The sequence below is a fragment of the Cupriavidus sp. GW823-FHT06D04 genome, from assembly GCF_058795055.1.
Genome location: NZ_JBXAHL010000011.1, coordinates 1 through 23,913 on the forward strand (window position 1 = coordinate 1; position 23,913 = coordinate 23,913).

The window sequence follows — 23,913 nt, forward strand, 5'->3', positions numbered from 1 at the left end:
AGCAGAGAAACGAGATTATGCAGAGCTTTCTTCGTTTCGTCAACCGTTTCAGCAACTTTTTTCGCTGCGGTCAGCGCTGCAAACTTCGCTGCGCCAACCTATCCGGTCGACCCCGCAACCCTTGCTGCGTCTGCGTTGCAGCGCTGCATTGTGTGTTGCGAGGGGGCGAATAGTAGGCCGGATTCGCGCACCTTGCAACAACTTTGTCACAACGATCCGCTAGGGGTTCCGGGGATTATGTCGTAAGCCATTGAGTGGCAAAGGAAATCCCCGAAATGACGAGTGCGGGAGAAACTTAATACCCCCGCACTGCCCTCGGGTATTCCCTGATCCAGGCCTTAGCGATGCTGGAAATTCGGGCTGCGCTTCTCGACGAAAGCGGCCATGCCTTCCTTCTGGTCTTCGCTGGCGAAGGTGGCATGGAACAGCCGGCGCTCGAAGTGCACGCCTTCGGCCAGCGTGGTCTCGTAGGCGGCGTTGACCGACTCCTTGATCATCATGACCACCGGCAGCGAGAACCCGGCAATGGTCTCGGCGGCCGCCAGCACTTCGTCCAGCAGCTTGTCGGCCGGCACCACGCGCGACACCAGGCCCGAGCGCTCGGCTTCGGCGGCGTCCATCATGCGCGAGGTCAGGCACAGGTCCATGGCCTTGGCCTTGGACACCGCGCGTGGCAGGCGCTGGGTGCCGCCGGCGCCGGGCATGGTGCCCAGCTTCACCTCGGGTTGGCCGAACCGGGCCGAATCTGCCGCAATGATGATGTCGCACATCATCGCCAGCTCGCAGCCGCCGCCCAACGCATAGCCGGCCACGCCGGCGATCACCGGCTTGCGGATCTTGCGGATGGTTTCCCAGTTGCGGGTGATGTAATCGCCCTTGTACACATCCATGAAGGAATACTTGGCCATCATGCCGATATCGGCGCCGGCGGCAAAGGCGCGCTCGCTGCCGGTAATGACGATGGCGCCGATGCCCTCATCCTGGTCGAAGGCGGTCAGCGCGGCGCCAAGCTCGTCCATCAGCGCGTCATTGAGCGCGTTCAGGGCCTTCGGGCGGTTCAGCGTGACCAGGCCAACACGGCCACGGGTCTCGACCAGGATGTTTTCGTACGGCATGTCTTCTCCTATGTATTTGCAGGCGGATGGCACCGTCGCCACCGGCTGCGGGCTATTCTGCCACCGGTTGCGGTGTGGCGGCGCAGGCGCCGCCTAGAGCATGTGCGCCAGGAATTCGCGGGTGCGCGCGTGAGCTGGTGCCCCGAACACTTCCTCAGGCGGCCCTTCCTCCAGGATCCTGCCCTCGTCCATGAACACAACGTGGTTTGCCACTTCCCGCGCAAACCCCATCTCATGCGTGACAACCAGCATGGTCATATGTTCTTCAGCCAGTTGCCGCATGGTGCGCAGCACCTCCCCGGTCAACTCCGGGTCCAGCGCGGAGGTCGGCTCGTCGAACAGCATGATGTCGGGCTCCATGGCCAGCGCCCGCGCAATCGCCACCCGTTGCTTCTGGCCGCCTGACAGGCGAGCCGGGTAGCTGTCCCGCTTGCCCAGCAGGCCAACCTTGCGCAGCAGCTCTTCGGCCTTGGGCACCACAACATCGCGCGCCAGTCCCTTGACGGTCATGGGGGCTTCGATAATGTTCTGCAGCACCGTCATGTGCGGAAACAGGTTGAACGACTGGAACACCATGCCCATCTTCCGGCAGATGCGGCGCACTTCCGCGTCCGCCACATATCTGGCTGCGCCGTCAGGGCCGGCTGCCGCCAGCGCCTCGCCTTCGATTTCAAGGGTGCCGCGGTCGATCACCTCAAGATGATTCAGGCAGCGCAGCAAGGTACTCTTGCCCGAGCCCGAGGGTCCGATCACCGCGGTGACATCCCCCTTGCGCAAGGTCAGGGAGACACCGCGCAAGACCTCCAGTGGCCCGAACGATTTGAAGAGATCCCGCGCCGCGATCATGATGCCGGGCGCATTGTGGGAATTGGCGCCGGTCGGGCTAGTCATCATGTTTGGCATAGCGTTTTTCGAGATTCTGGAAGAACCAGGTCAGAATCAGCGTCATCACCAGATAGAAGAGCGCGGCGACCAGGAAAGGCGTGGTGGTGAAATCACGCTGCACGATGCCGCGCGCGGTGCGAAGAATATCGTTGAGGGCCAGCACGTAGATCAGGGACGTGTCCTTGATCAGCGTGATGGTTTCATTGCTGACCGGCGGCAACACCCGGCTGACCATCTGCGGCAGCACGACCCGCCGCATGGTCTGGAAATAGTTCATGCCCAGCGCCTTGCTGGCTTCATACTGGCCGCGATCGACCGACTTGATCCCGGCGCGGAAGACTTCCGCGAAATAGGCAGCGTAGTTCAGGGCGAAGGCCACCACCGCGGCGGGAAAGTCAGGCAGGCGCACGCCGATGACCGGCACGAACGGCAGCGCGAAATAGATAAACAGCATCTGCAGCATCAGCGGCGTGCCACGCATCAGCCAGATATAGCCATTGACCAGGCCGCTCAGCCACGGCCATGACGAGATGCGTGCCAGCGCCAGCGCAAGCCCCAGCGGCACCGACAGGGCAAGCGTGATGGCGAATAGTGTGAGCGTGACTTGCGCACCCTGCGCCAATGGCGCCAGAAGAGATAAGACGTAGTCCATGCTCGCGCGAAACAGAAGGAGGTGGGATCCCAGGCGCCGGGCCGGCGCGTGAGTCCGGATGTGGCGCGGCGCCCTGCCGGAACGGCGCAGGGCGTCACGCAGCGTCTGGATTACTTGGTGATGTCAGTGCCGAACCACTGGGTGGCGATGCGGGCGGCCGTGCCATCCTGCTTCATGGAGGCCAGGGTCTTGTCGAGCTTGCCGAGCAGCTCGGCGTCATCCTTGCGCACGCCGACGCCATATTCCTCCGTGCCGAAGTTTTCCTCCAGCACCTTGTATTCGCCGGCACGCTTGCTGATCAGGTAGCGGCCCACCACTTCATCCACCACAATTGCATCGAGGCGGCCGGTCGACAGGTCCATCAGGGCCGTGACGTTATCGCCGAAGGTCTTGAGTTCCTTCAGGCTGGCGGCGACCTGGCTTTCCTTCTTGATCGCATCCACCGCGCTGCTGCCGTCCTGCGCGCCGACGATGCGGCCGGCCAGGTCGGCCTTGGCCTTCACCGGCGAGCTGGCACCGACGATGACGATCTGGTGGTTGGTCATATAGGGAGCGGTGAAGCTGATGTTCTTCTTGCGCTCTTCGGTGATGGTCAGCCCGTTCCACAGCACATCCACGCGCTTGCCGTTGAGTTCCGCCTCCTTGGCGCTCCAGTCGATCGGCTTGAATTCGACCGTCATGCCGAGACGGCGGCTGGCCTCCCTGGCCATATCGATATCGAAGCCGACGAGTTCATTCTTGTCATCGCGAAAACCCATGGGCGGGAAGTTGTCGTCCAGGCCGACAATGATCTTGGTGGCCGTGTCGGCGCCGGCAGCAGGGGCCGCTTCTTTCTTGCCGCACGCCGCAAACAGCGCCACGGACGAAATCAGGAGTAATGCAGCGATCTTCTTCATAGGATTTCCAATGCGAATAGGCGAGCATGCCGGTATCCGCACACAGATGTCGGCCGGCAGGTTTCAGATTGTTGTTGGCAGCGCGATTATAGAGCGACGCCCGCGACCGCCATTGCGGACCCTGCCTGCATTGGAAGGCACGCGCCAACCCGCAGCCAAAAATTAGTGCTAACATTTGCCGACCGACTGGTCGGTTTATTTAAGAGGCGCCGTCGACAACAGCCGCCCGCGCCGACCGCGACAATATCCGGCAGGAGACAACCCAATGCCCCCGATGTCCACCTCCGCTGGCCAGCCGGTCAGCATCGATGCCGGCCCGGTCTTGCTGCAATGGCAGGGCCCGGTGGCCGTGATCACCCTGAACCGCCCCGACAAGCTCAACAGCTTCACCCGCGCGATGCACCAGGCGCTGCAGCAGGCGCTCGACCATGTCGAGGCCGGCGGCGCGCGCGCCCTGCTGTTGACCGGGGCGGGCCGCGGCTTCTGCGCCGGCCAGGACCTGGCCGACCTGGATTTCACGCCCGGGCACATGACCGACCTGGGCGAGCTGATCGATACCTGGTTCAACCCGCTGATCCGCCGGCTGCAGGCACTGCCGCTGCCGGTGGTGGCCGCGGTCAACGGCACCGCGGCCGGCGCCGGGGCCAACCTGGCGCTGGCCTGCGACATGGTGTTGGCGGCGCGCTCGGCCAGCTTTATCCAGGCCTTCGTCAAGATCGGGCTGGTGCCGGATTCGGGCGGCACCTGGCTGCTGCCGCAGCGCGTCGGCATGGCGCGCGCGCTGGGCCTGGCCATGACCGGCGAGCGGCTGAGCGCCGAAGAGGCCGAGAAATGGGGCCTGGTCTGGGAGACCATGGACGACCCGCTGCTGCCGGAACAGGCGCTGGCGCTGGCCACGCATCTGGCCGGGCAGCCGACCCGCGCGCTGGCCGCGATCAAGCGCGCCATGTATGCCAGCGCCACCGCCACGCTGGACACCCAGCTGGACCTGGAACGCGACCTGCAGCGCGAGCTCGGCCAGTCCGCCGACTACGCGGAGGGCGTCAACGCCTTCCTCGAAAAGCGCGCACCGCACTTCACCGGCAAGTAAGCCGCGCGGGCCTGCCCGCCCCTCTATATAGGAGACCAGCTTGAAACAGGACCCCCAGGCCCTCGCCGAAGCGGCCGCCGCCGCCATGTATGAAGCCGACACCTGCAGCCGCTGGCTGGGCATCACGGTCGAGGCCGTGCGGCCCGGCTACGCCCGGCTGACCATGCCGGTGCGCAAGGAATTCCTCAACGGCCACGGCATCTGCCACGGCGGCCTGATGTTCACGCTGGCCGATTCGACCTTCGCTTTTGCCTGCAACAGCCATAACATCAACACCGTGGCGGCGGGCTGCAGCATCGAATTCCTCAAGCCCGTGCACGGCGGCGACGTGCTGACCGCCGAGGCCACCGAGCAGGTCCTGTCCGGCCGGCACGGCATCTACGATATCCGCGTGACCAACGCCGCGGGCCAGGTGGTGGCGATGTTCCGCGGCAAGTCGGCGCAGATCAAGGGACACGTGGTGCCGCCGCCTGAAGGGACAGAAGGCGCCTGAGCAAATCCGGCAAGATACTTAAGACCAACGCCCCCGTGCAGGAGACGACATGAGCACGCGCCTGACCGATCTGCCCCTGGATGCGATCGAGACCGCCAGCCGCGCCGAGCTGCAGGCCTTGCAGCTGGAGCGGCTGAGATGGTCGCTCAACCACGCCTACGCCAATTCGCCGGTGTACCGCCGCAAGTTTGACGAAGCCGGGGTCCACCCCGACCAGCTGCATTCGCTGGCCGACCTGGCGCGATTCCCGTTCACCAGCAAGCAGGACCTGCGCGACAACTACCCGTTCGGCATGTTCGCCGTGCCGCAGGACCGGGTGGCGCGCATCCACGCCTCGTCCGGCACCACCGGCAAGCCCACCGTCGTCGGCTACACGCTCCAGGACATCGACAACTGGGCCACGGTGATGGCGCGCTCGATCCGCGCCTCGGGCGCGCGGCGCGGCGACAAGGTGCACATCAGCTACGGCTACGGCCTCTTCACCGGCGGCCTGGGCGCGCACTACGGCGTGGAGAAGGCCGGCCTGACCGCGATCCCCTTCGGTGGCGGCCAGACCGAGCGCCAGGTGCAACTGATCCAGGACTTCAAGCCCGAAGTGATCATGGTGACCCCCAGCTATATGCTGGCGATCGCCGACGAGTTCGAGCGCCAGGGCATCGACCCGGCCAGCAGCTCGCTGCGCGTGGGCATCTTCGGCGCGGAGCCGTGGACGCCGGAAATGCGGCTGGCGATCGAGAAGCGCATGGGCATCTCGGCAGTCGATATCTACGGCCTGTCAGAGGTGATGGGCCCGGGCGTGGCCAATGAGTGCGCCGAGACCAAGGACGGCCCGACCATCTGGGAAGACCATTTCTACCCCGAGATCATCGATCCCGACACCGGCGCAGTGCTGCCCGACGGGGAGTTCGGGGAGCTGGTGTTCACCTCGCTGACCAAGGAGGCAATGCCGGTGGTGCGCTACCGCACCCGCGACCTGACCCGGCTGCTGCCGGGCACGGCGCGTGCGGCATTCCGCCGCATGGAGAAGGTCACCGGCCGCACCGACGACATGATGATCGTGCGCGGGGTCAACGTGTTCCCGTCGCAGATCGAGGAACTGATCCTCAAGCACGCCGAGCTCGCGCCGCACTACCAGTGCGTGCTGACCAAGGACGGCCACATGGACACGCTGACGGTGCGCGTGGAATGCGCCCACGGCAGCGAGCCGGCGCTGGCGCAAGGCGCGCGCGAGCGGCTGGCGCAGGAGATCAAGGCCTATATCGGCGTCACCGCCGGCATCGAGGTGCTGCCCGAGGGCGGCGTCGAGCGCTCGGTGGGCAAGGCGCGGCGGATCGTCGACCAGCGCCCGCGCTGAGGGCTGTCCACCATGAAGAAAGGGCGCCGCGATGGCGCCCTTTTTGCATTGCCGGCTGCGGCGCTCAGCTGCGCGGCATCAGCACCCACATGCGGCCGCCCTGCTTCATGCGGCCCGCGGTCTCGCCGGCGGCGTCGCCCGCGCCCCAGAAGAAGTCCGCGCGTACCCCGCCCTTGATGGCGCTGCCGGTGTCCTGCGCGAACATCAGCCGCTGGATCGGCTCGGTCGACAGCGGGCGCGTGGTCGACAGGAACACCGGCACCCCCAGCGGGATGGTGGCCGGGTCGACCGCGATCGAGCGCTCCGCCGTCAGCGGCACGCCCAGCGCGCCCACCGGGCCGTCGTTGTTGGCCGGCAGCTCGCGGAAGAAGACAAAGCGCGGGTTGATGTTGAGCATCTCGTCGACGCGGCCCGGGTTGGCGCGCGCCCAGGCCTTGATGCCCTGCATGGTGGCCTGCGCCGGCGTGATCTCGCCGCGGTCCAGCAGCCATTTGCCGAACGAGCGGAACGGCTGGTCGTTGGTGCCGCCGAAGCCCACCCGCATGATGCTGCCGTCGGCCATGCGGATGCGGCCCGAGCCCTGGATCTGCAGGAAGGCGGCCTCGACTGCGTCATCTACCCAGACCAGCTCGCTGCCGCGCATGGCCGGGTTCTGCAGCAGCTCGGCGCGGGCCGGCAGCGGGCGGTTGCCGAACTGCGCCGGCTTGCGGTACAGCGGCACCTGGAACTTGCCCTGGCGCGTGCGCGAGCCGTGCAGGATCGGTTCGTAGTAGCCGGTGATCAGGCCGTTGTCGGTGCCGTCGCCGTTGAGCACGCGGTATGGCTGGAAGTTGCTTTCGAAATAGGCGCGCATGGCGTTGAGGTCGCCGGCATCGACCATCATGCCGGCGGCACAGGCGCGGCTCCACTCGGCGCGCTTCTTCAGCGCCTGGCAGCTGGCCTGCAGCGCGGGCCAGGCGGCGCGCACGTCGTCCTGGGCCCAGCCGCCGATCTCGGCCCAGCTGGCGGCCTGCAGACTGCCCTTCTGCGACGAGGCCGTCGGCGGCGTGGCCGGGCCGGTCTCGATGCGCGGCGGCGGGCCGCTCATGCAGCCGGCCAGCAGCACGGCCGCGCCGGACAGCACCAGCCAGCCGCGAACGCGCAGCGAGCGCCAGGGAGAAACTGGGGAAATCGGGAAAGAGTCTGCGTATGCCATCTTGCTATTGTTCAAAGTCCGGGCGGCGCAGCTTGCGGGCCGATTGCCCCTACAATCCCACCGTCATCCTTCAACCATCGCCTGCGCCCCCGCGGGCCTGCGCTGCATCCGCCATGAGCAAGTTCTTCGAAGCCCATCCCATGCTGCTGTTCGCCCTGGAAGCCGGCGTGGCGCTGTTCCTGCTGATCTTTATCGTGGTCTGGACCATGGGCACGGCGAAAAAGAACCCGCGCCCCACGCGCGCCCCGTCCGAGCATCCGTCGCGCCAGCCGGCGCAGGGCAGCGCTGAAGCGCCGCCGCAGGATCAGGACAGCGCATCGCGCCAATAGGTTCCCCGCAGGGTCAGTGCAGCATGCGCGGCAGCACCAGCGCAAATTCAGGGATCGGCACCTCGAAGCGGTGGCCGTCCTCGGCCACGCAGAAGTATTCGCCCTTCATCGAGCCCACCGGAGTCGAGATGGTGGCCCAGCTGGTGTATTCGAAATGCTCGCCCGGCTTGAGCAGCGGCTGGTGGCCGACCACGCCCAGGCCCGCCACTTCCTGCGTGCCGTTGTCGCTGTCGGTGATGACCCAGTGGCGCGAGATCAGCTGCGCCGCCACCTCCCCGGTATTGTGGATGGTGATGGTGTAGGCGAAGGCATGGCGCCCGCGCTCAGGTTCTGACTGGTCCGGCAGGTACTGGGTGCGTACCGAGACGGAGAAAGCGTACTCGCTCATCGTGGGCAGGGCCGGCGTGTGAGGCGCCAGGCAGGGAAGTGGGTAGCCGCATTGTGCGGGATGGCCGCGGCACGGGCAAGAGCACCGGCAAGATCACCGCGCGCCGGGCAGCGGTAGAATATAGCCCTTTCAGGGCCGGGCCGCGCCGGACGCCCCGCCTGATCCCCTCTGGCGCCCGCCCCTGGGCACGCCAGAGACGCAAACAGCATTCCCCAGCACCCCACCTCCTAGCCGCCGACATGAGCACGCCCACCTACCGCATCGCCCCGTCCATCCTGTCCGCCGACTTTGCCCGCCTGGGCGAGGAAGTGCGCCGCGTGACCGAGGCTGGCGCCGACTGGATCCACTTCGACGTGATGGACAACCATTACGTGCCCAACCTGACCGTGGGCCCGCTGGTGTGCGAGGCGATCCGCCCCCACGTGACCGCGCCGATCGACGTGCACCTGATGGTGCGCCCGGTGGACCGGATCATCCCGGACTTTGCCAAGGCGGGCGCCAATATCATCACCTTCCACCCGGAAGCCAGCGAGCACGTGGACCGCTCGCTCGCGCTGATCCGCGACCACGGCTGCCAGGCCGGCCTGGTGTTCAATCCGGCCACGCCGCTGCACCACCTGGACCACGTAATGGACCGCCTCGACGTGATCCTGCTGATGTCGGTCAACCCGGGCTTCGGCGGCCAGTCGTTCATTCCCGAGACGCTCAACAAGCTGCGCGTCGTGCGCCAGCGCATCGATGAATACACCGCCCGCACCGGCCGCACCATCCTGCTGGAAGTCGACGGCGGTGTGAAGGTGGACAACATCGCCGAGATCGCGGCGGCCGGCGCCGACACCTTCGTGGCGGGCTCGGCCGTGTTCGGCAAGCCGGATGCGGACGGCGGCTACCGCGGCATCATCTCGGCCCTGCGCGGCGAACTGGCCAAGGCCGGCCAATGACCGAGGGCGTGTTCCTGCGCCGCACTGACTGGCGCGGCATCGAAGGCGTGATCGTCGACCTCGACGGCACCATGGTCGACACCGCGGGCGACTTCCACGCCTCGATCAACGCCATGCTGCTGGCGCTGGGCCGCCAGCACCCCAACCTCGGCCCGGCGGCGCCGATGTCCGAGGCGGAGATCGTCAGCTATGTCGGCAAGGGTTCGGAAAACCTGATCCGGCGCGTGCTGGACGCGCGCTTCTCGCCGCTGCATGCCAACGGCCTGTTCGCCGACGCCTATGCGCTGTACGACCGCGAGTACATCCGCATCAACGGCCAGTTCTCGCAGGTCTACCCCGGCGTGCGCGAAGGCCTGGCGGCGATGAAGGCGGCCGGGCTGCGGCTGGCCTGCGTGACCAACAAGCCCTACAGCTTCACCGAGCCGCTGCTGGCCAAGACCGGCCTGGCCCAGTACTTCGAGCTGGTCTACGGCGGCGACGCCTTCCCGCTGCGCAAGCCCGACCCCTTCCCGCTGCTGAAAGTGGCCGACGCCTTCGGGCTGGAGCCGTCGACCATGGCGGCGCTGGGCGACTCGGAAAACGACGCGCAGGCGGCCCGCGCGGCCGGCATGGGCGTGCTGCTGGTGCCCTATGGCTACAACCATGGCAACCCTGTACAAGGCGTTGACGCCGATGGTATAGTCGACTCCATTGCCCACGCCGCAGCGCTGTTTGCGGCACACTGGGCAGGTCATCGATAGTCCGAATTTCGTCGATCCCGACCAAATCCCAAACATTTCATGTTTCTCAACCGCAAACGCATCTCTTCTGGCAGTGATCGGCAGGCTTGGCCCTGGCGTCGCTGGCGCGCCTCCCAACAGGCGTAAAGTGCGTTCGCGAGTCTGCTGACGAGCCCTCGACCCGAGGGCCTCGCCACACCGGCCTAGCTGCCGGGCATTCCCACCAAAACCCGCCGCAAGCCAGCGTAGCCGCCATATTCGTGTGCTACGTTTAGCTCAAGAACGCGCCGCACGCCCTTCCCCGGCCGTGTGCAGTCTTGTCCGCAAGCCGCTTGCACCACGGTCCGCCAACGGGGCGGGTATCCATTCGCTCCAGCCTGATTGCCGATAAGCGGCGCCGCGCCCCTCCACCGCGCAGCGCGCGCCGCACAAGAGGACCGACATGACCGAACTGGAATTCAAATCGCTGGCCGACCAGGGCTACAACCGCATCCCGCTGATCGCCGAGGCCTTTGCCGACCTGGAAACGCCGCTGTCGCTGTACCTGAAGCTGGCCCAGTCGCAGACGCGCGGCGTCAACACCTTCCTGCTGGAATCGGTGGTGGGCGGCGAGCGCTTCGGGCGCTTCTCGTTTATCGGCCTGCATGCCCGCACGCTGCTGCGCGCCTTCGGCAACCGCACCGAGGTGGTGACCGACGGCAAGGTGGTGGAAACCCATGAAGGCAACCCGCTCGATTTCATCGCCGAGTTCGAACAGCGCTTCAAGGTGGCGCTGCGCCCCGGACTGCCGCGCTTCTGCGGCGGCCTGGCCGGCTACTTCGGCTACGACGCGGTGCGCTATATCGAGAAGAAGCTCGCCGACACGCAGAAGCCCGACGACCTGAACCTGCCGGACATCCAGTTGCTGCTGTGCGAGGAACTGGCCGTCATCGACAACCTGTCGGGCAAGCTCTACCTGATCGTCTACGCCGACCCGACCACGCCCGAGGCCTACCCCCGCGCCCGCCAGCGCCTGCGCGAGCTGCGCATGAAGCTGCGCCAGCCGGTGGACGTGCCGGTCACCAGCCCGTCGGTGCAGACCGAGGTCTACCGCGAATTCGCCAAGCCCGACTACCTGGCGGCGGTGCACAAGGCCAAGGAATACATCATGGCCGGCGACATGATGCAGGTGCAGATCGGCCAGCGCCTGGTCAAGCCCTACCGCGACGCGCCGCTGTCGCTGTACCGCGCGCTGCGCTCGCTGAACCCGTCGCCGTACATGTACTTCTACAACTTCGGCGACTTCCAGGTAGTGGGCGCGTCGCCGGAGATCCTGGTGCGCCAGGAGGAGCGCAAGGTCGGCACCAACGGCGACATGCGCAGCGAACACATCGTCACCATCCGCCCGCTGGCCGGCACGCGCCCGCGCGGCAATACGCCGGAGAAGGACGCCCAGCTCGCCACCGAGCTGCTGCAGGATCCCAAGGAGATCGCAGAGCACGTGATGCTGATCGACCTGGCGCGCAACGATATCGGCCGCATCGCCGAGACCGGTTCGGTCAAGGTCACCGACAAGATGGTGATCGAGAAATACTCGCACGTGCAGCATATCGTCAGCTCGGTCGAAGGCACGCTGCGCGAAGGCATCAGCAACCTGGACGTGCTGCGCGCGACCTTTCCGGCCGGCACGCTGTCGGGCGCGCCCAAGGTCCACGCGATGGAAATCATCGACGAGCTGGAACCGCGCAAGCGCGGCATCTATGGCGGCGCGGTGGGCTACCTGTCGTTCGGCGGCGAGATGGACCTGGCGATCGCGATCCGCACCGGCATCGTCAAGGACGGCAACCTCTACGTGCAGGCCGCCGCCGGCATCGTCGCCGATTCGGACCCCGAAGCCGAATGGAGGGAAACCGAAGCCAAGGCGCGCGCCGTGATCCGCGCCGCCGAGCAGGTCCAGGATGGCCTGGACTCCGACATCTGAGAGAACAGGAGACAGACGCCATGCTGCTGATGATCGACAACTACGATTCGTTCACCTATAACCTGGTCCAGTATTTCGGCGAACTGGGCGAAGACGTACGCACCTACCGCAACGACGAGATCACCATCGAGGAGATCGAGGCGCTCAAGCCGGACCACATCTGCGTCTCGCCCGGGCCGTGCAGCCCGAAGGAAGCCGGCATCTCGGTGGCAGCGCTGCAGCACTTTGCCGGCAGGATCCCGCTGCTGGGCGTGTGCCTGGGCCACCAGGCCATCGGCGAGGCTTTCGGCGGCAAGGTGATCCGCGCCAAGCAGGTGATGCACGGCAAGGTCAGCACCATCGAGACTACGCAGCAAGGCGTGTTCGCCGGGCTGCCCAAGCACTTCGACGTGACGCGCTATCATTCACTGGCAATCGAGCGCGAAACCCTGCCCGATTGCCTGGAGATCACCGCCTGGACCCCGGACGGCGAGATCATGGGCGTGCGCCACAAGACGCTCGCCGTAGAAGGCGTGCAGTTCCATCCCGAGTCGATCCTGTCCGAGCATGGCCATGCGCTGCTGGCCAACTTCGTCAAGGCGCCGCGATGAGACTGCTCGATTCCGCACCTTCCAGCCCGCACCACGCCATCCAGACTGTCAACGAGAACGCCATGATCACGCCGCAAGAAGCCCTGACGCGCTGCATCGAGCACCGCGAAATCTTCCATGACGAGATGCTGCACCTGATGCGGCAGATCATGCAGGGGCAGATCTCGCCGGTGATGGCCGCCGCGATCCTGACCGGCCTACGCGTGAAGAAGGAAACCATCGGCGAGATCTCCGCCGCCGCGCAGGTGATGCGCGAGTTCGCCAACAAGGTGCTGGTGGCAGATCGCGAGAACTTCGTCGATATCGTCGGCACCGGCGGCGACGGCTCGCATACCTTCAATATCTCCACCGCATCGATGTTCGTCGCGGCCGCCGCCGGCGCCAAGATCGCCAAGCATGGCAACCGTGGCGTCAGCTCCAAGTCGGGCAGCGCGGACGTGCTGGAAGCGCTGGGCGTGAACATCATGCTGACGCCCGAGCAGGTCGGCCAGTGCATCGAAGAGACCGGCATCGGCTTCATGTTCGCGCCCACGCACCACCCGGCGATGAAGAACGTCGCCCCGATCCGCAAGGAGATGGGCGTGCGCACCATCTTCAATATCCTGGGCCCGCTGACCAATCCGGCCGACGCGCCCAACATCCTGATGGGCGTGTTCCACCCCGACCTGGTCGGCATCCAGGTGCGCGTGATGCAGCGCCTGGGCGCGAAGCACGCCATCGTCGTGTACGGCAAGGACGGCATGGACGAGGTCTCGCTGGGCGCCGCCACGCTGGTGGGCGAACTGAAGGACGGCGAAGTGCGCGAGTATGAGATCCACCCCGAGGACTTCGGCCTGCAGATGATCTCCAATCGCGGCCTGAAGGTGGCCGATGCGATGGAGTCGAAGGAAATGCTGCTTGAAGCGCTGACCAACGTGCCGGGCACCCCGCGCGAGATCGTGTCGCTGAACGCTGGCACCGCGCTGTATGCCGCCAACGTGGCCGACTCCGTCGAAGACGGCATCCGCCGCGCGCGCGAGGCGATTGCCAGCGGCGCGGCGCGCGAGAAGCTCGACCAGTTCGTGCGCGCCACCCAGCAGTTCAAGTAAGAGACGCGAATATGTCCGACATCCTGCAAAAGATCCTGGCCGTGAAGGCCGACGAAGTCGCCGCCGCACGCAAGAAGCGCGACCTGCCCAGCCTGCGCGCCGAGGCCGAAAGCCTGCGCACTGAGCCAGGCCTGGCACCGCGCGGCTTTGAGCGCGCGCTGCGCGAGAAGATCGCCGCCGGCCAGGCCGGCGTGATCGCCGAGGTCAAGAAGGCATCGCCGTCCAAGGGCGTGCTGCGCGAGCACTTCGTGCCCGAGGCGATTGCCGAAAGCTACGCCAGCCATGGCGCTGCCTGTTTATCGGTGCTGACCGACGTGAACTTCTTCCAGGGACACGCCGACTACCTGAAGCGCGCCCGCGGCGCCTGTCCGCTACCGGCCCTGCGCAAGGACTTCATGGTCGACCTGTACCAGGTCTATGAAGCGCGCACCTGGGGCGCCGACTGCATCCTGCTGATCGTCGCCGCGCTGGACCCGGGCCTGATGGCCGACCTGGAAGCCTGTGCGCTCGAGCTCGGCATGGATGTGCTGGTGGAAGTGCACGGCGACGACGAGCTCGATGCGGCGCTGCGCCTGAAGACTCCGCTGCTCGGCGTGAACAACCGCAACCTGCGCACCTTCGAGGTGTCGCTGGACAACACCCTGGACCTGCTGCCGCACATGCCGGCCGACAAGCTGGTGGTGACCGAGTCCGGCATCCTCGGCCCGGCAGATGTGAAGCGCATGCGCGATGCCAACGTGCATGCCTTCCTGGTGGGTGAGGCGTTCATGCGGGCGCCGGATCCGGGCGTGGAGCTGGCGCGGCTGTTTGCCTGAGCCATGGCCCAGGAAATCGAACTCAAGCTGACCGTCCCCGACGACGCGCTGGCCCCGCTGGCCGCCTGGCTCGACGCCAACGGCGCCCCGCAGGGCGAAGCCACGCTGCTCAACGTCTACCTCGACACCCCGGAACGCGACCTGGCGCAGGCGCGCGCCGCGCTGCGGTTGCGCCGCAAGGGCGAGCAATGGCTGCAGACACTGAAGACCGCCGGCAGCAGCCAGGGCGGCCTGGCCACGCGTCATGAATGGGAGGCAGAGATCGCCGGCGAGACCATCGAGCTGCAAACCTTCCCCGCGGAAGCGCAAACCGTGCTCGCGCCACTGATCGGCCGGCTGGCGCCGGTGTTCCGCACCGACTTCGTCCGCCGCACCTGGCTGGTCACGCAGGACGGCGCGCGCATCGAGGCCGCGCTCGACTCCGGCACCATCACCGCGCCGGCCGCCACCGCTCAGGAACCCATCCAGGAACTCGAACTGGAATGGCTCGACGGCGACGCCGCGCACGCGACCAATGCCCTGCGCGCCTTTGCCGCGCGGCTGACCACCGTTGGCGCGCTTGCACCCTCGGACCTCAGCAAAGCCGCCCGCGGCTACCGCCTGGCGGGAATCACCGAAGGCAAGGCCTCATAATCGCGGTTTTCCCGCCAAGCTTTCCTCACGCATGCAAGCTGATCTCTTCGCCGCCGAAGCCCCCCGCGCCCCCGGCGAACCGTCCCCTGCGGCCAGCCTGCAGGTCCAGGCCGACGCCCTGCCCGCCGCCTGGCGCACATTGATGGACCCGTGCATCCGCGTGCCGGCGTGGCAGGAACTGGCCGCCTTTGTCGACGGCGAACGTGCCGCTGGCAAGGCGGTGTTCCCGCACCATGTCTTCCACGCGCTGCACCTGACCCCGCCCGACGCGGTCAAGGTGGTGATCCTGGGCCAGGATCCCTACCACGGCACCGGTACGGTCGGCGGCGTGGAGCTGCCGCAGGCGCACGGGCTGGCGTTCTCGGTGCCGGAGGGCATCAAGGTGCCCCCCAGCCTGCGCAACATCTTCAAGGAAATCGCAGCCGAGTTCGGCGCCAACGGCAACGGCGCGCCGCGCACCTCCGGCAACTTGGAAGGCTGGGCGCGCCAGGGCGTGCTGCTGCTCAACACCGTGCTGACGGTGGAACAGGGCCAGGCCGCCAGCCACGCGCGGCGCGGCTGGGAAGCCGTCACCGATTGCCTGATCCAGAACCTCGCCGCCAGCCGCCCGAATCTTGTGTTCATGCTGTGGGGCAGCCACGCGCAGGCCAAGAAGCCGCTGCTGGGCGCCGGCCACTGCGTGCTGGAAGCGCCGCATCCGTCGCCGCTGTCGGCGCACCGGGGCTTCCTGGGCTGCGGGCATTTCCGCGAGGCCAACCGCTGGCTGGAAGCGAACGGCCGCACGCCGGTCGACTGGACCGCCGCCTAGTCCATCAGATCGTCGGCCGGAACTCGAAGCCGCCAAACTCCCCTTCCCCAGGCCCGACCTCGACCAGCGTCACCTGCGCCGCCGGCGGGCCCTGTTCCATCCACGCCTGCAGGGCTTCGAGCTGCTTGACCGTGCCGTGCGCCATCACCTCGACGGTGCCGTCGATCCGGTTGCGCACCCAGCCGCCAAGCCCCAGGTCGTCCGCCGCGTCGGCGCAGGCGGCGCGGTAGCCCACGCCCTGCACGCGCCCATGCGCGACCAGGCGCCAGGTTTCCTTCTTCATGGCTTTTCCCTTTGAGCGCACGTCGGCAGCGTGCGCGATCTGTCATCCACACCAAGTAAACTAGACCGCCATGCCGGGCGTTACAAAGGGATGCGCGCCGCCCGGCGTGAAGCCGGCGGCATGCGGGCTTTGCCATTGTCCGCCGGGGCCGCGATCCAGGGCCGGGTTACAAGCCCTGCCATCCAAGCTCGATACAAGCCCGAGAAGCGCCCATGATGCCACCCGCCGACCGCCGCGCGGCCCAACCCGCCCCTGGCTTTGACAGCCAGCTGCTGCGCGCGCCGCCCAACCGCTTCGACCTCGCGCTGCTGCCGATCATCCTGGCCGTGATCGTGATGGTCGCGTTCGCCGCGCAGCAGATGAACGCCCCGTTCCAGCCCGACCAGCAGCTGGCGGTGCACCTGGACGTGGCCTACCTGCCCTACTACCTGATGCGCACCAGCATCCGCATGCTGGCGGCGCTGGCGGCGTCGCTGCTGTTCTCGCTGGCCTTCGCCGCGCTGGCGTCCAAGAGCCGCACGGCCGAGAAGGTGCTGGTGCCGGCGCTGGACATCCTGCAGTCGATCCCGGTGCTGGGCTTCCTGTCGATCACCGTGACCGGCTTTATCGCCCTCTTTCCCGGCAATATCGCAGGGGTGGAGTGTGCGGCGATCTTCGCCATCTTCACCTCGCAGGCGTGGAACATGGCGTTCAGCCTGTACCAGTCGTTCCGCACCATCCCGGGCGATTTGCTGGAAGCGGCGGCCATGTTCCGGCTGTCGCCGTGGCAGCGCTTCTGGCGGCTGGAAGTGCCGTTCGCCATGCCGGGGCTGCTGTGGAACATGATGATGTCGATGTCCGGTGGCTGGTTCTTCGTGGTGGCGTCCGAGGCTATCTCGGTATCCGGCCACGATATCCGCCTGCCCGGCATCGGCTCCTATATCGCGCTGGCGATCCAGCAGCAGGACCTGGCCGCGATCGGCTGGGCGATCCTGGCGATGCTGGTGGGCATCCTGCTGTACGACCAGCTGCTGTTCCGCCCGCTGGTGGCATGGGCCGACCGCTTCCGCTTCGAGACGCTGGCGCAGGACAAGCTGCCGCAGTCGTGGCTGCTGGACCTGCTGCGCCGCTCGGCGTGGGTGGGTGCACTGCTGGCGCAGACGGCGGCGCTGGCCGGACGCACGCTGGCGTGGGGCGCGCGCCGCGGGCAGGCCCCGGCGCAGCCGGACAATCCGCGGCGCGCGCTGTGGCTCGGCCGGCTGCGCGACGCCGTGATCGTGCTGGTGGCATTGGCCGCATTGCTGCGCGTGGGCTACTTCGTGCACAGCGAAGTGGGCTGGGCCGAGGTCGGGCATGTGCTGTGGCTCGGCACGATTACGATGGTGCGCGTGGTGGTGCTGATCGCGCTGGCGGCGCTGGTGTGGGTGCCGATCGGCATCCGCATCGGCCTGAACCCGGAGCTGGCGCGCATTGCCCAGCCGATTGCGCAGTTCCTGGCCGCCTTCCCGGCCAACCTGATGTTCCCGCTGGCGGTGATGCTGATCGTGCGCTTCGGACTGAACCCGGAGATCTGGCTGAGCCCGCTGCTGATCTTCGGAACGCAGTGGTACATCCTGTTCAATGTGGTCGCTGGGGCTTCCGGCATTCCCACCGAACTGAAGCTCGCCGCGCGCAACTTTGGCCTGCGTGGCTGGCTGCTGTGGAAGCGCTTCCTGATCCCCGCAGTCTTTCCCAGCCTGCTGACCGGGCTGGTGACGGCCGCCGGCGGCTCATGGAACGCGAGCATCGTGTCCGAGTACGTGACCTGGGGCGACCGCACCATCGTCGCCACCGGGCTCGGCAGCTATATCGCCGAGACCACCGCGCGCGGCGACTTCCCGCGCATTGCGCTGGGCATCGGCGTGATGGCGCTGTTTGTGGTCGGCTTCAACCGGCTGCTGTGGAACCGCCTGTATCAACTCGCGCAAGAGCGCACCCGCTTGTAAGGCAACGATGGCCGAGAACATTGCATCCACCGCCGCCCCCGCCGTGATCGAGCTGCGCGGCGTCGGCAAGATCTTCCGCACCGCCAGCCAGAGCGACCGCGCCGTGCTCGAAGGCGTGGACCTGACGCTGCGCGAGGGCGAGATCGTCGCCATGCTGGGCAAGTCCGGCTCGGGCAAGTCCACGCTGTTGCGCATCATGGCCGGGCTGGTCGGCGCCGACCGCGGCGAGGTGCACTTTCGCGGCGAACGGCTGGCCGGCACCGCCGAGGGCATCGCCATGGTGTTCCAGTCGTTCGCGCTGTTCCCGTGGCTGACGGTGCAGCAGAACGTCGAGCTGGGGCTCGAAGCCCAGGGCGTGCCCAGGGCCGAGCGCGAGCGCCGCGCCGAGGCCGCGATCGACATGATCGGGCTGGCCGGCTTCAACAGCGCGCTGCCGCGCGAGCTGTCGGGCGGCATGCGCCAGCGCGTGGGCATTGCGCGCGCGCTGGTGACCGAGCCGGACCTGTTGCTGATGGACGAAGCCTTCTCGGCCCTGGACGTGCTGACCGGCGAGACCCTGCGCGACGAGATGCTGGCGCTGTGGGAAAGCGGCCGTGCCAATATCAGGAGCATCCTGATCGTCTCGCACAATATCGAAGAGGCGGTGATGATGGCCGACCGCATCGTGATCCTGTCGAGCGACCCGGGCCGCATCCGCGCCGAAGTGCCGGTGGCGCTGCCGCGTCCGCGCAACCGCGACAGCGCGCAGGTGCGCGCGCTGGTCGACGAGATCTACGCGCTGATGACCGCCCCCGCCGCCGAAGCGCGCCTGCCCGCGCAAGCCCCCGCGCGCCAGATCGGCTACCGCCTGCCGGATGCCGACATCAGCCAGATGGAAGCCATCCTCGACCTGCTGTGCGAGGCGCCCTTCAACGGCCGCGCCGACCTGCCGCACCTGGCCGACGAAGCCGGCCTCACCGACGACGAACTGCTGCCCGCCTGCGAAGCACTGCAGCTGGTGAAGCTGGTGGCGATCGAGCGCGGCGATATCACCGCCACCGAGGCCGGCCGCACCTACTATGCCGCCGAGCCGCAGCAGCGCAAGACGATCTTTGGCCAGCAACTGCTCGGCAACGTGGCGCTGGCCGCGCACATCCGCCGCGAGCTGGTGGCCAGCGAAACCGGCGAGATCCGCGAGGAACAGGTGCTGAACGAGCTCGAGCAGTTCCTGAAGGCGGCCGAGGCCGAACGCGTGCTGAGCGTGGCGATCGGCTGGGGACGCTATGGCGAGATCTTTGAATACAGCTACAACAGCGGCATGCTGACACTGCCCGAGGAGGAGCTGCCGCAGGGGCAAGGGGCTTAAGCCACAACCATGGTTTGCTCCCCCGGCCCCTCTCCCGCACGCGGGAGAGGGGAGCAACCCCACGGTCTTCAATCGCGCTGCTAAGCGCGCGCCCGCATGGCGCGGCCGATCGCACCGGTGCGCAGCGCGATCTTGGCCGCATCCTCGCGCAAAGCGCGCAGGCGGCGGTCCAGCACCGCATTGGCCGGACGGCCGGTGGAACTGGCGGTGGGACCGGCCTCATGGCTGGATTCGCCGGCGGCGGCCGCGTGCACCAGCACGTCGGTGCGGCGCTTGTCGGCCGAATCGGCCAGGCGGGCGCGGCGTTCGGCGACGGCGTCTTCGGCGGCCTCGGCAACTTCGGTGCTGACGGTGGCCGCTACCGGTTCGGCATCGGCGACAGCTTCAGCGGGGGTTTCGTCCGGCTTGTCCACGGCCGCAGGCGCTGCCGCCTTGCGTTCCACCGGCGTTTTCCCGCTGCGGATAAAGCCCGCGCCACGACCGCCGCCGCGCTCATCGGCATGCAGCCGCTCGCTGGCCACCTGCAGGCTGTGGCTGGCGGCCTCGGTGGCCTGCTCGATCGCGGCTTCCGCGGCCGGAATATCGAGTTCATCATAGTGCTGGCGCACCTGGATGCGCGCCGACGCCACGTGCGCCGCCACCAGGTAGTTCTGCACGATAAAGCGGTTCAGGTTGTCCACCGCGCGGTGCCGGCTCTTGGGCTCGTCCAGCATGCGCTGGAACGACGAGATCAGCGCCGACAGGTTGTCCATGAACTGCTTGCGCTGCACGCGGTAGGCAAAGTCATCCTTGGTCCGGCGCAGCAGCAGGTCGCGCGTGGCGCCGATATAGCGGCGGTTGGCTTGCAGCACCCCCTCCACCAGCTTAGGGATGGCGCGGTATTCCCAGCTCGGCAGCACAAAGCTGAACAGCGAGGCGATGATGCCGCCGATCACCGTATCCACCAGCCGCTCGCCCGCCACGGTTGGACTCCCCGGCATCAGCAGGTGGATCTGGATCAGCACCTGGATGCAGGCGGCAATCGCGGTATAGCGGTACTTGATGGTCACGAACGCGGCGCTGGCCACCAATGACAGGAACAGCACGCCCAGCAGGATCAGCGGCTGGTGCACCACCTTCAGGATCGCGACCGAGACCACGCAGCCGATCAGCGTGCCGATCACGCGGTCGTTGTAGCGCTGCTTGGTCATGCTGAAGTTGGGCTTCAGGATGACGATGATGGTCAGCAGGATCCAGTAGCTGTGCGACACATAGGGCACGTGCTCGGCGATCCACAGCCCCAGCGACACCGCCATCGAGATCCGCAGCGAGAAACGGAACGCCGGCGAACTCCACTTCAGGTTGTCGCGCAGCACGCTGAACTCATACTTCTGGCGCGTCAGGAACGGCGTCATGTCCGAGCCGGGCAGCACCCTGGCCGGCTCCACCGGCGTGCGCGACGCTTCGTGCAGCTGGCCGACCAGCGTGATCGCGCCGCGCATCATGTCGAGCGTTTCGACCAGCGCCGTCATCGCCGCCGGGTTGATATGGTGGTGGCGCAACTGCGCGATCTCGGCCTCGACCGCGCGCAGGCCCGGGCGGTATTCCACCGTGGCGTACGAGGCGCGGCCGCGCGTGACCTCGTAGGCAATCTCTTCCACGTCCTTGCACATCTGCAGCACCAGCCCGCGCAGGTGGTCCAGCACCGGCGTGCCGGCAAAGGTCTGGCGCAGCAGCGGATAGTCGGTGTTGGTCGACAGGATGTACTCGTACAGGTCGAGCATGCGCATGTGCACCTGCACCAGCAGCCCGTCATGCGGGGTGCGGTTGCCGCGCAGCACCAGGTCGCGCGCGGCCTGCTGGCGCTCGGCCACCACGATCTGCTGGCGCACCAACTGGTTGAACTGGGCCTCATAGTCGTTGCCGGCGTCGTAGAAGCCGGCCTTGATCTCAAGATAGCCGGCCAGCTCATACAACGATTCGGCCAGCACCTGCTGCTTGGTGCGGCGCTCGGTGATCCAGCTCACCAGCATCGCATAGCCGAGATAAGCGACCGCGCCGATGCTGAACAGCGCCGCGTGCTCCAGCGCGCGCCGCACCAGGAAGTCTTCGTTGATGGTCAGCGTCATCACGAACAGCGCCGCGAACTGCAGCGGCAGCGTCTTGTTGCCGTACACCGTCATCATGCCGGCCAGGAACGTCACCAGCACCAGCAGGAACGGCATCACGCGCGGGAACGGCGTGGCCAGCGCCACCACCAGCGTGACCACGCTGCACAGCAGCACGCTGGCCAGCATCTCGTTGAACTTGTGGCTCAGGGGGCTGGGCAGGTCCATCAGGCTAGTGCACAGCGCCCCCATCGACACCACCATGGCGGTGGGCAGGTCGCTGAAGTGCAGCGCGATCAGCGTGGCGCCGATCACCCCGGTGGCCGAGCGCAGCCCCCGGTAGACGTAGTGCGAATACAGGAAGGTGCGGGGATCGTGCGCGTATTGCATGCAGCGGGGGCGATGGAGTGCGGTGGCGGCTGTGGCAGCGGAAGACTAGTTCACTGGCCCAGCCAGCGCGAGCGTGCCGCGTGCCGTCCGCTCTCGAGCTTCACCTTGAACTGCGCCGCCGGCTCGCGCGCCAGCGTCACCGGCAGCACCTGCAGCTCGTCGCGGCGGAAGGCGTGCAGCTCGACGCGGTCGCCGGTACGGTAGCGCGCCAGCAGCTTGTCGATCTGGCCCGGCGCCACGCGCAGCCCGTCGATCGCCACCAGCAGGTCGCCGGCGGACAGGCCCGCGGCCTGCGCCGCGCCGCCGTCGAACACCTGCGCCACGCGCACCCAGCCCTCATCGCTCTTGACCTTGATGCCCAGCGCCGCGGTGCGCGCCGGCTTCTGCGCCTCGGCCTTGACGCCGAAGGTCCTGAACAGCGCCGGCAGCGGCAGCTCGCCCGTGCCTTCGGTCAGCGAGCGCAGCAGCGGCCCCATGCGCAGACCGGTGACTTCATCGAACAGTGCATGGACCTCGGCCTCGGTCACGCCGCGCTGCACCGCGCCCGGCGCGTAGAAGCCGCGGCCGTAGCGGCGCCACAGCGCTCGCATGACATCGTCCAGCGAGCGTCGCCCGCGGGTCTTGTCGCGGATGGTCAGGTCCAGCGCCAGCGCCACCAGCGAACCCTTGGTGTAGTAGCTGACGATGGCGTTGGCGGCGTTCTCGTCCTGGCGGTAGTACTTGGTCCAGGCATCGAAGGAGCTTTCCGCCACGCTCTGCTTGGTGCGGCCGCTGCCGCGCAGCACGCCGTTCCAGGTCTTGGCCAGCATCTCGACGTATTGCTCGTCGGTAATGCAGCCGGAGCGCACCAGCACCAGGTCGTCGTAGTAGCTGGTGAAGCCCTCGAACAGCCACAGCAGCGGGGTATGGGTTTCCTCGGCCAGCCGGTACGGCACGAACGCGGCCGGCTTGATGCGCTTGACGTTCCAGGTGTGGAAATACTCGTGGCTGCACAGCCCGAGGAAGGTGCGGTAGCCCTCGCTGGTGTCGCTGTCGCCGCGCACCGGCAGGTCATTGCGCGCGCATATCAGCGCTGTGCTGGCGCGGTGTTCCAGGCCGCCGTAGCCGTCGGTGGTGACCATCGTCATGAAGACGTAGCGGCGGTTGCTGTCCAGGAACGGCGCCTGCGCGGTCTTGGGTTCGAACAGCCGGATCTGCGTTTCGCAGATGCGCTTCAGGTCGCGGCACACGCGCTCGAGGTCGAGCTGCGGCACGCGCCCGGTGAAGACCACGTCGTGCTGCGCGCCGCAGGCGCGGAAGCTGGCCAGCTGGAAGGTGCCCATCTCGACCGGATGGTCGACCAGCTCATCGTAGTCGGCCACCTGGTAGCGGCCGAAGCCGTAGCGCTTCGCGCCTGCGCGGCCCGGCGCCTCGCGCATGGCGGTGGCCACGCGCCAGCCGCGATAGGCCTCGCCGGCGGGCGCATGGATATCGACGGTGCATGGCCGCTCGGCCTGCCCGTCCACGCACAGGAACACCGAGCTGCCGTTGAAGAAGCCGTGGGTGGTGTCCAGGTGCGCCGCGCGCACCGACAGGTCCCAAGCATAGACCTCGTAGCTGAGCGTCAGCGGGCCGTCGGCCAGGCTGACCGGCGCGGCCTGCCAGCGCTGCTTGTCGAGCTTGGTCAGGCTGACCTCGCGCCCGCCCGCGTCGGCGCGGATGCGCACGATATTGCGCGCGAAGTCCCGGATCATGTAGCTGCCCGGGATCCAGGCCGGCAGCGAGAAACACTGGCCGGCGGGATCGGGCTCGCTCACGGTAACGGTGACGGCAAACAGGTGCGCTTCAGGCTGAAGCGGGGCAATGGCGTAGCGGATCGGCGTCATGGGCTGGATTGTAACGTCGGCGCCTGCG

The 23,913-nt window shown here is 67.3% G+C and carries 23 protein-coding genes; 14 read left to right on the top strand and 9 right to left on the bottom strand.

All coding sequences use genetic code 11. The features are described from left to right. Positions 1 to 338: 338 nt before the first annotated feature. The 4 genes from AC1Q7H_RS15690 to AC1Q7H_RS15705 all read right to left on the bottom strand — a co-directional run bounded on the left by AC1Q7H_RS15690 (position 339) and on the right by AC1Q7H_RS15705 (position 3,548). The gene (locus AC1Q7H_RS15690) at positions 339 to 1,115 is read right to left on the bottom strand and encodes an enoyl-CoA hydratase (protein ID WP_013958101.1); all 777 of its coding nucleotides are present in this window, start codon (positions 1,113 to 1,115) and stop codon (positions 339 to 341) included. A 93-nt stretch (positions 1,116 to 1,208) separates the two neighbouring features. Then, positions 1,209 to 1,961, bottom strand: coding sequence for an amino acid ABC transporter ATP-binding protein (locus tag AC1Q7H_RS15695; RefSeq protein ID WP_211982339.1), 753 nt, complete (start codon positions 1,959 to 1,961; stop codon positions 1,209 to 1,211). 37 nt (positions 1,962 to 1,998) lie between these two features. Further along, complete coding sequence (locus AC1Q7H_RS15700) at positions 1,999 to 2,652, bottom strand: amino acid ABC transporter permease (RefSeq protein ID WP_492381466.1); 654 nt, start codon at positions 2,650 to 2,652, stop codon at positions 1,999 to 2,001. A gap of 110 nt (positions 2,653 to 2,762) precedes the next feature. Further along, the gene (locus AC1Q7H_RS15705) at positions 2,763 to 3,548 is read right to left on the bottom strand and encodes an amino acid ABC transporter substrate-binding protein (RefSeq protein WP_492381467.1); all 786 of its coding nucleotides are present in this window, start codon (positions 3,546 to 3,548) and stop codon (positions 2,763 to 2,765) included. Between the two features lie 265 nt (positions 3,549 to 3,813). On the opposite strand from AC1Q7H_RS15705, the gene paaG reads away from it, so the two are divergent. Genes paaG through paaK form a run of 3 tightly spaced genes read left to right on the top strand, consistent with a single transcriptional unit; the run spans position 3,814 to position 6,485 of the window. Further along, a complete protein-coding gene (gene paaG / locus AC1Q7H_RS15710; protein WP_013958105.1) occupies positions 3,814 to 4,638 on the top strand; it encodes a 2-(1,2-epoxy-1,2-dihydrophenyl)acetyl-CoA isomerase PaaG in 825 nt (274 codons plus the stop codon). 40 nt (positions 4,639 to 4,678) lie between these two features. Then, on the top strand, positions 4,679 to 5,131 hold the full coding sequence (gene paaI, locus AC1Q7H_RS15715) for a hydroxyphenylacetyl-CoA thioesterase PaaI (RefSeq protein ID WP_013958106.1): 453 nt from the start codon (positions 4,679 to 4,681) through the stop codon (positions 5,129 to 5,131). Between the two features lie 49 nt (positions 5,132 to 5,180). Then, entirely contained in the window at positions 5,181 to 6,485 is a 1,305-nt protein-coding gene (paaK, locus tag AC1Q7H_RS15720) for a phenylacetate--CoA ligase PaaK (protein ID WP_013958107.1), read from the top strand. 64 nt (positions 6,486 to 6,549) lie between these two features. Here the strand turns inward: paaK and mltA are convergent, their stop codons facing one another. Further along, entirely contained in the window at positions 6,550 to 7,680 is a 1,131-nt protein-coding gene (gene mltA, locus AC1Q7H_RS15725) for a murein transglycosylase A (RefSeq protein ID WP_492381468.1), read from the bottom strand. 113 nt (positions 7,681 to 7,793) lie between these two features. On the opposite strand from mltA, the gene AC1Q7H_RS15730 reads away from it, so the two are divergent. Further along, entirely contained in the window at positions 7,794 to 8,009 is a 216-nt protein-coding gene (locus AC1Q7H_RS15730) for a hypothetical protein (protein WP_041228161.1), read from the top strand. A 13-nt stretch (positions 8,010 to 8,022) separates the two neighbouring features. Here AC1Q7H_RS15730 and apaG read toward each other — a convergent pair whose 3' ends face one another. After that, on the bottom strand, positions 8,023 to 8,397 hold the full coding sequence (gene apaG / locus AC1Q7H_RS15735; protein ID WP_010809905.1) for a Co2+/Mg2+ efflux protein ApaG: 375 nt from the start codon (positions 8,395 to 8,397) through the stop codon (positions 8,023 to 8,025). A gap of 239 nt (positions 8,398 to 8,636) precedes the next feature. Between apaG and rpe the strand changes: the two genes are divergently transcribed. From rpe to AC1Q7H_RS15775, 8 genes are all read left to right on the top strand, one after another. Further along, positions 8,637 to 9,338, top strand: a complete 702-nt coding sequence (gene rpe, locus AC1Q7H_RS15740) for a ribulose-phosphate 3-epimerase (protein ID WP_041228163.1) — start codon at positions 8,637 to 8,639, stop codon at positions 9,336 to 9,338. Then, a complete protein-coding gene (gene gph, locus AC1Q7H_RS15745) occupies positions 9,335 to 10,078 on the top strand; it encodes a phosphoglycolate phosphatase (protein ID WP_153955462.1) in 744 nt (247 codons plus the stop codon). The genes rpe and gph overlap by 4 nt, the downstream gene beginning before the upstream one ends. 421 nt (positions 10,079 to 10,499) lie before the next feature. After that, positions 10,500 to 12,017 carry an anthranilate synthase component I gene (gene trpE, locus AC1Q7H_RS15750; protein ID WP_013958112.1) on the top strand — a complete coding sequence of 506 codons (1,518 nt, stop codon included), beginning with the start codon at positions 10,500 to 10,502 and terminating at the stop codon, positions 12,015 to 12,017. 20 nt (positions 12,018 to 12,037) lie between these two features. Then, positions 12,038 to 12,607, top strand: a complete 570-nt coding sequence (locus AC1Q7H_RS15755; protein ID WP_013958113.1) for an aminodeoxychorismate/anthranilate synthase component II — start codon at positions 12,038 to 12,040, stop codon at positions 12,605 to 12,607. 62 nt (positions 12,608 to 12,669) lie between these two features. Next, entirely contained in the window at positions 12,670 to 13,695 is a 1,026-nt protein-coding gene (trpD, locus tag AC1Q7H_RS15760; protein WP_085959688.1) for an anthranilate phosphoribosyltransferase, read from the top strand. 11 nt (positions 13,696 to 13,706) lie between these two features. Beyond that, the gene (gene trpC, locus AC1Q7H_RS15765; RefSeq protein WP_013958115.1) at positions 13,707 to 14,510 is read left to right on the top strand and encodes an indole-3-glycerol phosphate synthase TrpC; all 804 of its coding nucleotides are present in this window, start codon (positions 13,707 to 13,709) and stop codon (positions 14,508 to 14,510) included. Between the two features lie 3 nt (positions 14,511 to 14,513). Then, positions 14,514 to 15,143, top strand: coding sequence for a CYTH domain-containing protein (locus AC1Q7H_RS15770; protein ID WP_153955460.1), 630 nt, complete (start codon positions 14,514 to 14,516; stop codon positions 15,141 to 15,143). A gap of 31 nt (positions 15,144 to 15,174) precedes the next feature. After that, positions 15,175 to 15,951, top strand: coding sequence for a uracil-DNA glycosylase (locus tag AC1Q7H_RS15775; RefSeq protein ID WP_013958117.1), 777 nt, complete (start codon positions 15,175 to 15,177; stop codon positions 15,949 to 15,951). 4 nt (positions 15,952 to 15,955) lie between these two features. Here AC1Q7H_RS15775 and AC1Q7H_RS15780 read toward each other — a convergent pair whose 3' ends face one another. Next, complete coding sequence (locus tag AC1Q7H_RS15780) at positions 15,956 to 16,234, bottom strand: acylphosphatase (protein WP_013958118.1); 279 nt, start codon at positions 16,232 to 16,234, stop codon at positions 15,956 to 15,958. A 212-nt stretch (positions 16,235 to 16,446) separates the two neighbouring features. On the opposite strand from AC1Q7H_RS15780, the gene AC1Q7H_RS15785 reads away from it, so the two are divergent. Next, the gene (locus tag AC1Q7H_RS15785) at positions 16,447 to 18,198 is read left to right on the top strand and encodes an ABC transporter permease (protein ID WP_194946879.1); all 1,752 of its coding nucleotides are present in this window, start codon (positions 16,447 to 16,449) and stop codon (positions 18,196 to 18,198) included. Positions 18,199 to 18,205: 7 nt separating this feature from the next. Further along, positions 18,206 to 19,543, top strand: coding sequence for an ABC transporter ATP-binding protein (locus AC1Q7H_RS15790; RefSeq protein WP_013958120.1), 1,338 nt, complete (start codon positions 18,206 to 18,208; stop codon positions 19,541 to 19,543). Between the two features lie 80 nt (positions 19,544 to 19,623). On the opposite strand, the gene AC1Q7H_RS15795 is transcribed toward AC1Q7H_RS15790, so the two are convergent. Both AC1Q7H_RS15795 and AC1Q7H_RS15800 read right to left on the bottom strand, forming a co-directional pair. After that, the gene (locus AC1Q7H_RS15795; protein WP_211980342.1) at positions 19,624 to 22,020 is read right to left on the bottom strand and encodes an FUSC family protein; all 2,397 of its coding nucleotides are present in this window, start codon (positions 22,018 to 22,020) and stop codon (positions 19,624 to 19,626) included. 50 nt (positions 22,021 to 22,070) lie between these two features. Beyond that, a complete protein-coding gene (locus AC1Q7H_RS15800; protein WP_013958122.1) occupies positions 22,071 to 23,885 on the bottom strand; it encodes a M61 family metallopeptidase in 1,815 nt (604 codons plus the stop codon). Positions 23,886 to 23,913: the final 28 nt, after the last annotated feature.

Excerpts from the sequence above, each read along its gene's own strand:
- AC1Q7H_RS15695 (WP_211982339.1), bottom strand. The coding sequence starts at position 1,961 with ATGATCGCGGCGCGGGATCTCTTCAAATCGTTCGGGCCACTGGAGGTC.
- AC1Q7H_RS15790 (WP_013958120.1), top strand. The coding sequence starts at position 18,206 with ATGGCCGAGAACATTGCATCCACCGCCGCCCCCGCCGTGATCGAGCTG.
- rpe (WP_041228163.1), top strand. The coding sequence starts at position 8,637 with ATGAGCACGCCCACCTACCGCATCGCCCCGTCCATCCTGTCCGCCGAC.
- AC1Q7H_RS15705 (WP_492381467.1), bottom strand. The coding sequence starts at position 3,548 with ATGAAGAAGATCGCTGCATTACTCCTGATTTCGTCCGTGGCGCTGTTT.
- AC1Q7H_RS15690 (WP_013958101.1), bottom strand. The coding sequence starts at position 1,115 with ATGCCGTACGAAAACATCCTGGTCGAGACCCGTGGCCGTGTTGGCCTG.
- apaG (WP_010809905.1), bottom strand. The coding sequence starts at position 8,397 with ATGAGCGAGTACGCTTTCTCCGTCTCGGTACGCACCCAGTACCTGCCG.
- AC1Q7H_RS15730 (WP_041228161.1), top strand. The coding sequence starts at position 7,794 with ATGAGCAAGTTCTTCGAAGCCCATCCCATGCTGCTGTTCGCCCTGGAA.
- paaG (WP_013958105.1), top strand. The coding sequence starts at position 3,814 with ATGCCCCCGATGTCCACCTCCGCTGGCCAGCCGGTCAGCATCGATGCC.
- AC1Q7H_RS15775 (WP_013958117.1), top strand. The coding sequence starts at position 15,175 with ATGCAAGCTGATCTCTTCGCCGCCGAAGCCCCCCGCGCCCCCGGCGAA.
- AC1Q7H_RS15785 (WP_194946879.1), top strand. The coding sequence starts at position 16,447 with ATGATGCCACCCGCCGACCGCCGCGCGGCCCAACCCGCCCCTGGCTTT.
- paaK (WP_013958107.1), top strand. The coding sequence starts at position 5,181 with ATGAGCACGCGCCTGACCGATCTGCCCCTGGATGCGATCGAGACCGCC.
- AC1Q7H_RS15800 (WP_013958122.1), bottom strand. The coding sequence starts at position 23,885 with ATGACGCCGATCCGCTACGCCATTGCCCCGCTTCAGCCTGAAGCGCAC.
- AC1Q7H_RS15755 (WP_013958113.1), top strand. The coding sequence starts at position 12,038 with ATGCTGCTGATGATCGACAACTACGATTCGTTCACCTATAACCTGGTC.
- AC1Q7H_RS15780 (WP_013958118.1), bottom strand. The coding sequence starts at position 16,234 with ATGAAGAAGGAAACCTGGCGCCTGGTCGCGCATGGGCGCGTGCAGGGC.
- trpC (WP_013958115.1), top strand. The coding sequence starts at position 13,707 with ATGTCCGACATCCTGCAAAAGATCCTGGCCGTGAAGGCCGACGAAGTC.
- trpE (WP_013958112.1), top strand. The coding sequence starts at position 10,500 with ATGACCGAACTGGAATTCAAATCGCTGGCCGACCAGGGCTACAACCGC.
- AC1Q7H_RS15770 (WP_153955460.1), top strand. The coding sequence starts at position 14,514 with ATGGCCCAGGAAATCGAACTCAAGCTGACCGTCCCCGACGACGCGCTG.
- gph (WP_153955462.1), top strand. The coding sequence starts at position 9,335 with ATGACCGAGGGCGTGTTCCTGCGCCGCACTGACTGGCGCGGCATCGAA.
- AC1Q7H_RS15795 (WP_211980342.1), bottom strand. The coding sequence starts at position 22,020 with ATGCAATACGCGCACGATCCCCGCACCTTCCTGTATTCGCACTACGTC.
- trpD (WP_085959688.1), top strand. The coding sequence starts at position 12,670 with ATGATCACGCCGCAAGAAGCCCTGACGCGCTGCATCGAGCACCGCGAA.
- AC1Q7H_RS15700 (WP_492381466.1), bottom strand. The coding sequence starts at position 2,652 with ATGGACTACGTCTTATCTCTTCTGGCGCCATTGGCGCAGGGTGCGCAA.
- mltA (WP_492381468.1), bottom strand. The coding sequence starts at position 7,680 with ATGGCATACGCAGACTCTTTCCCGATTTCCCCAGTTTCTCCCTGGCGC.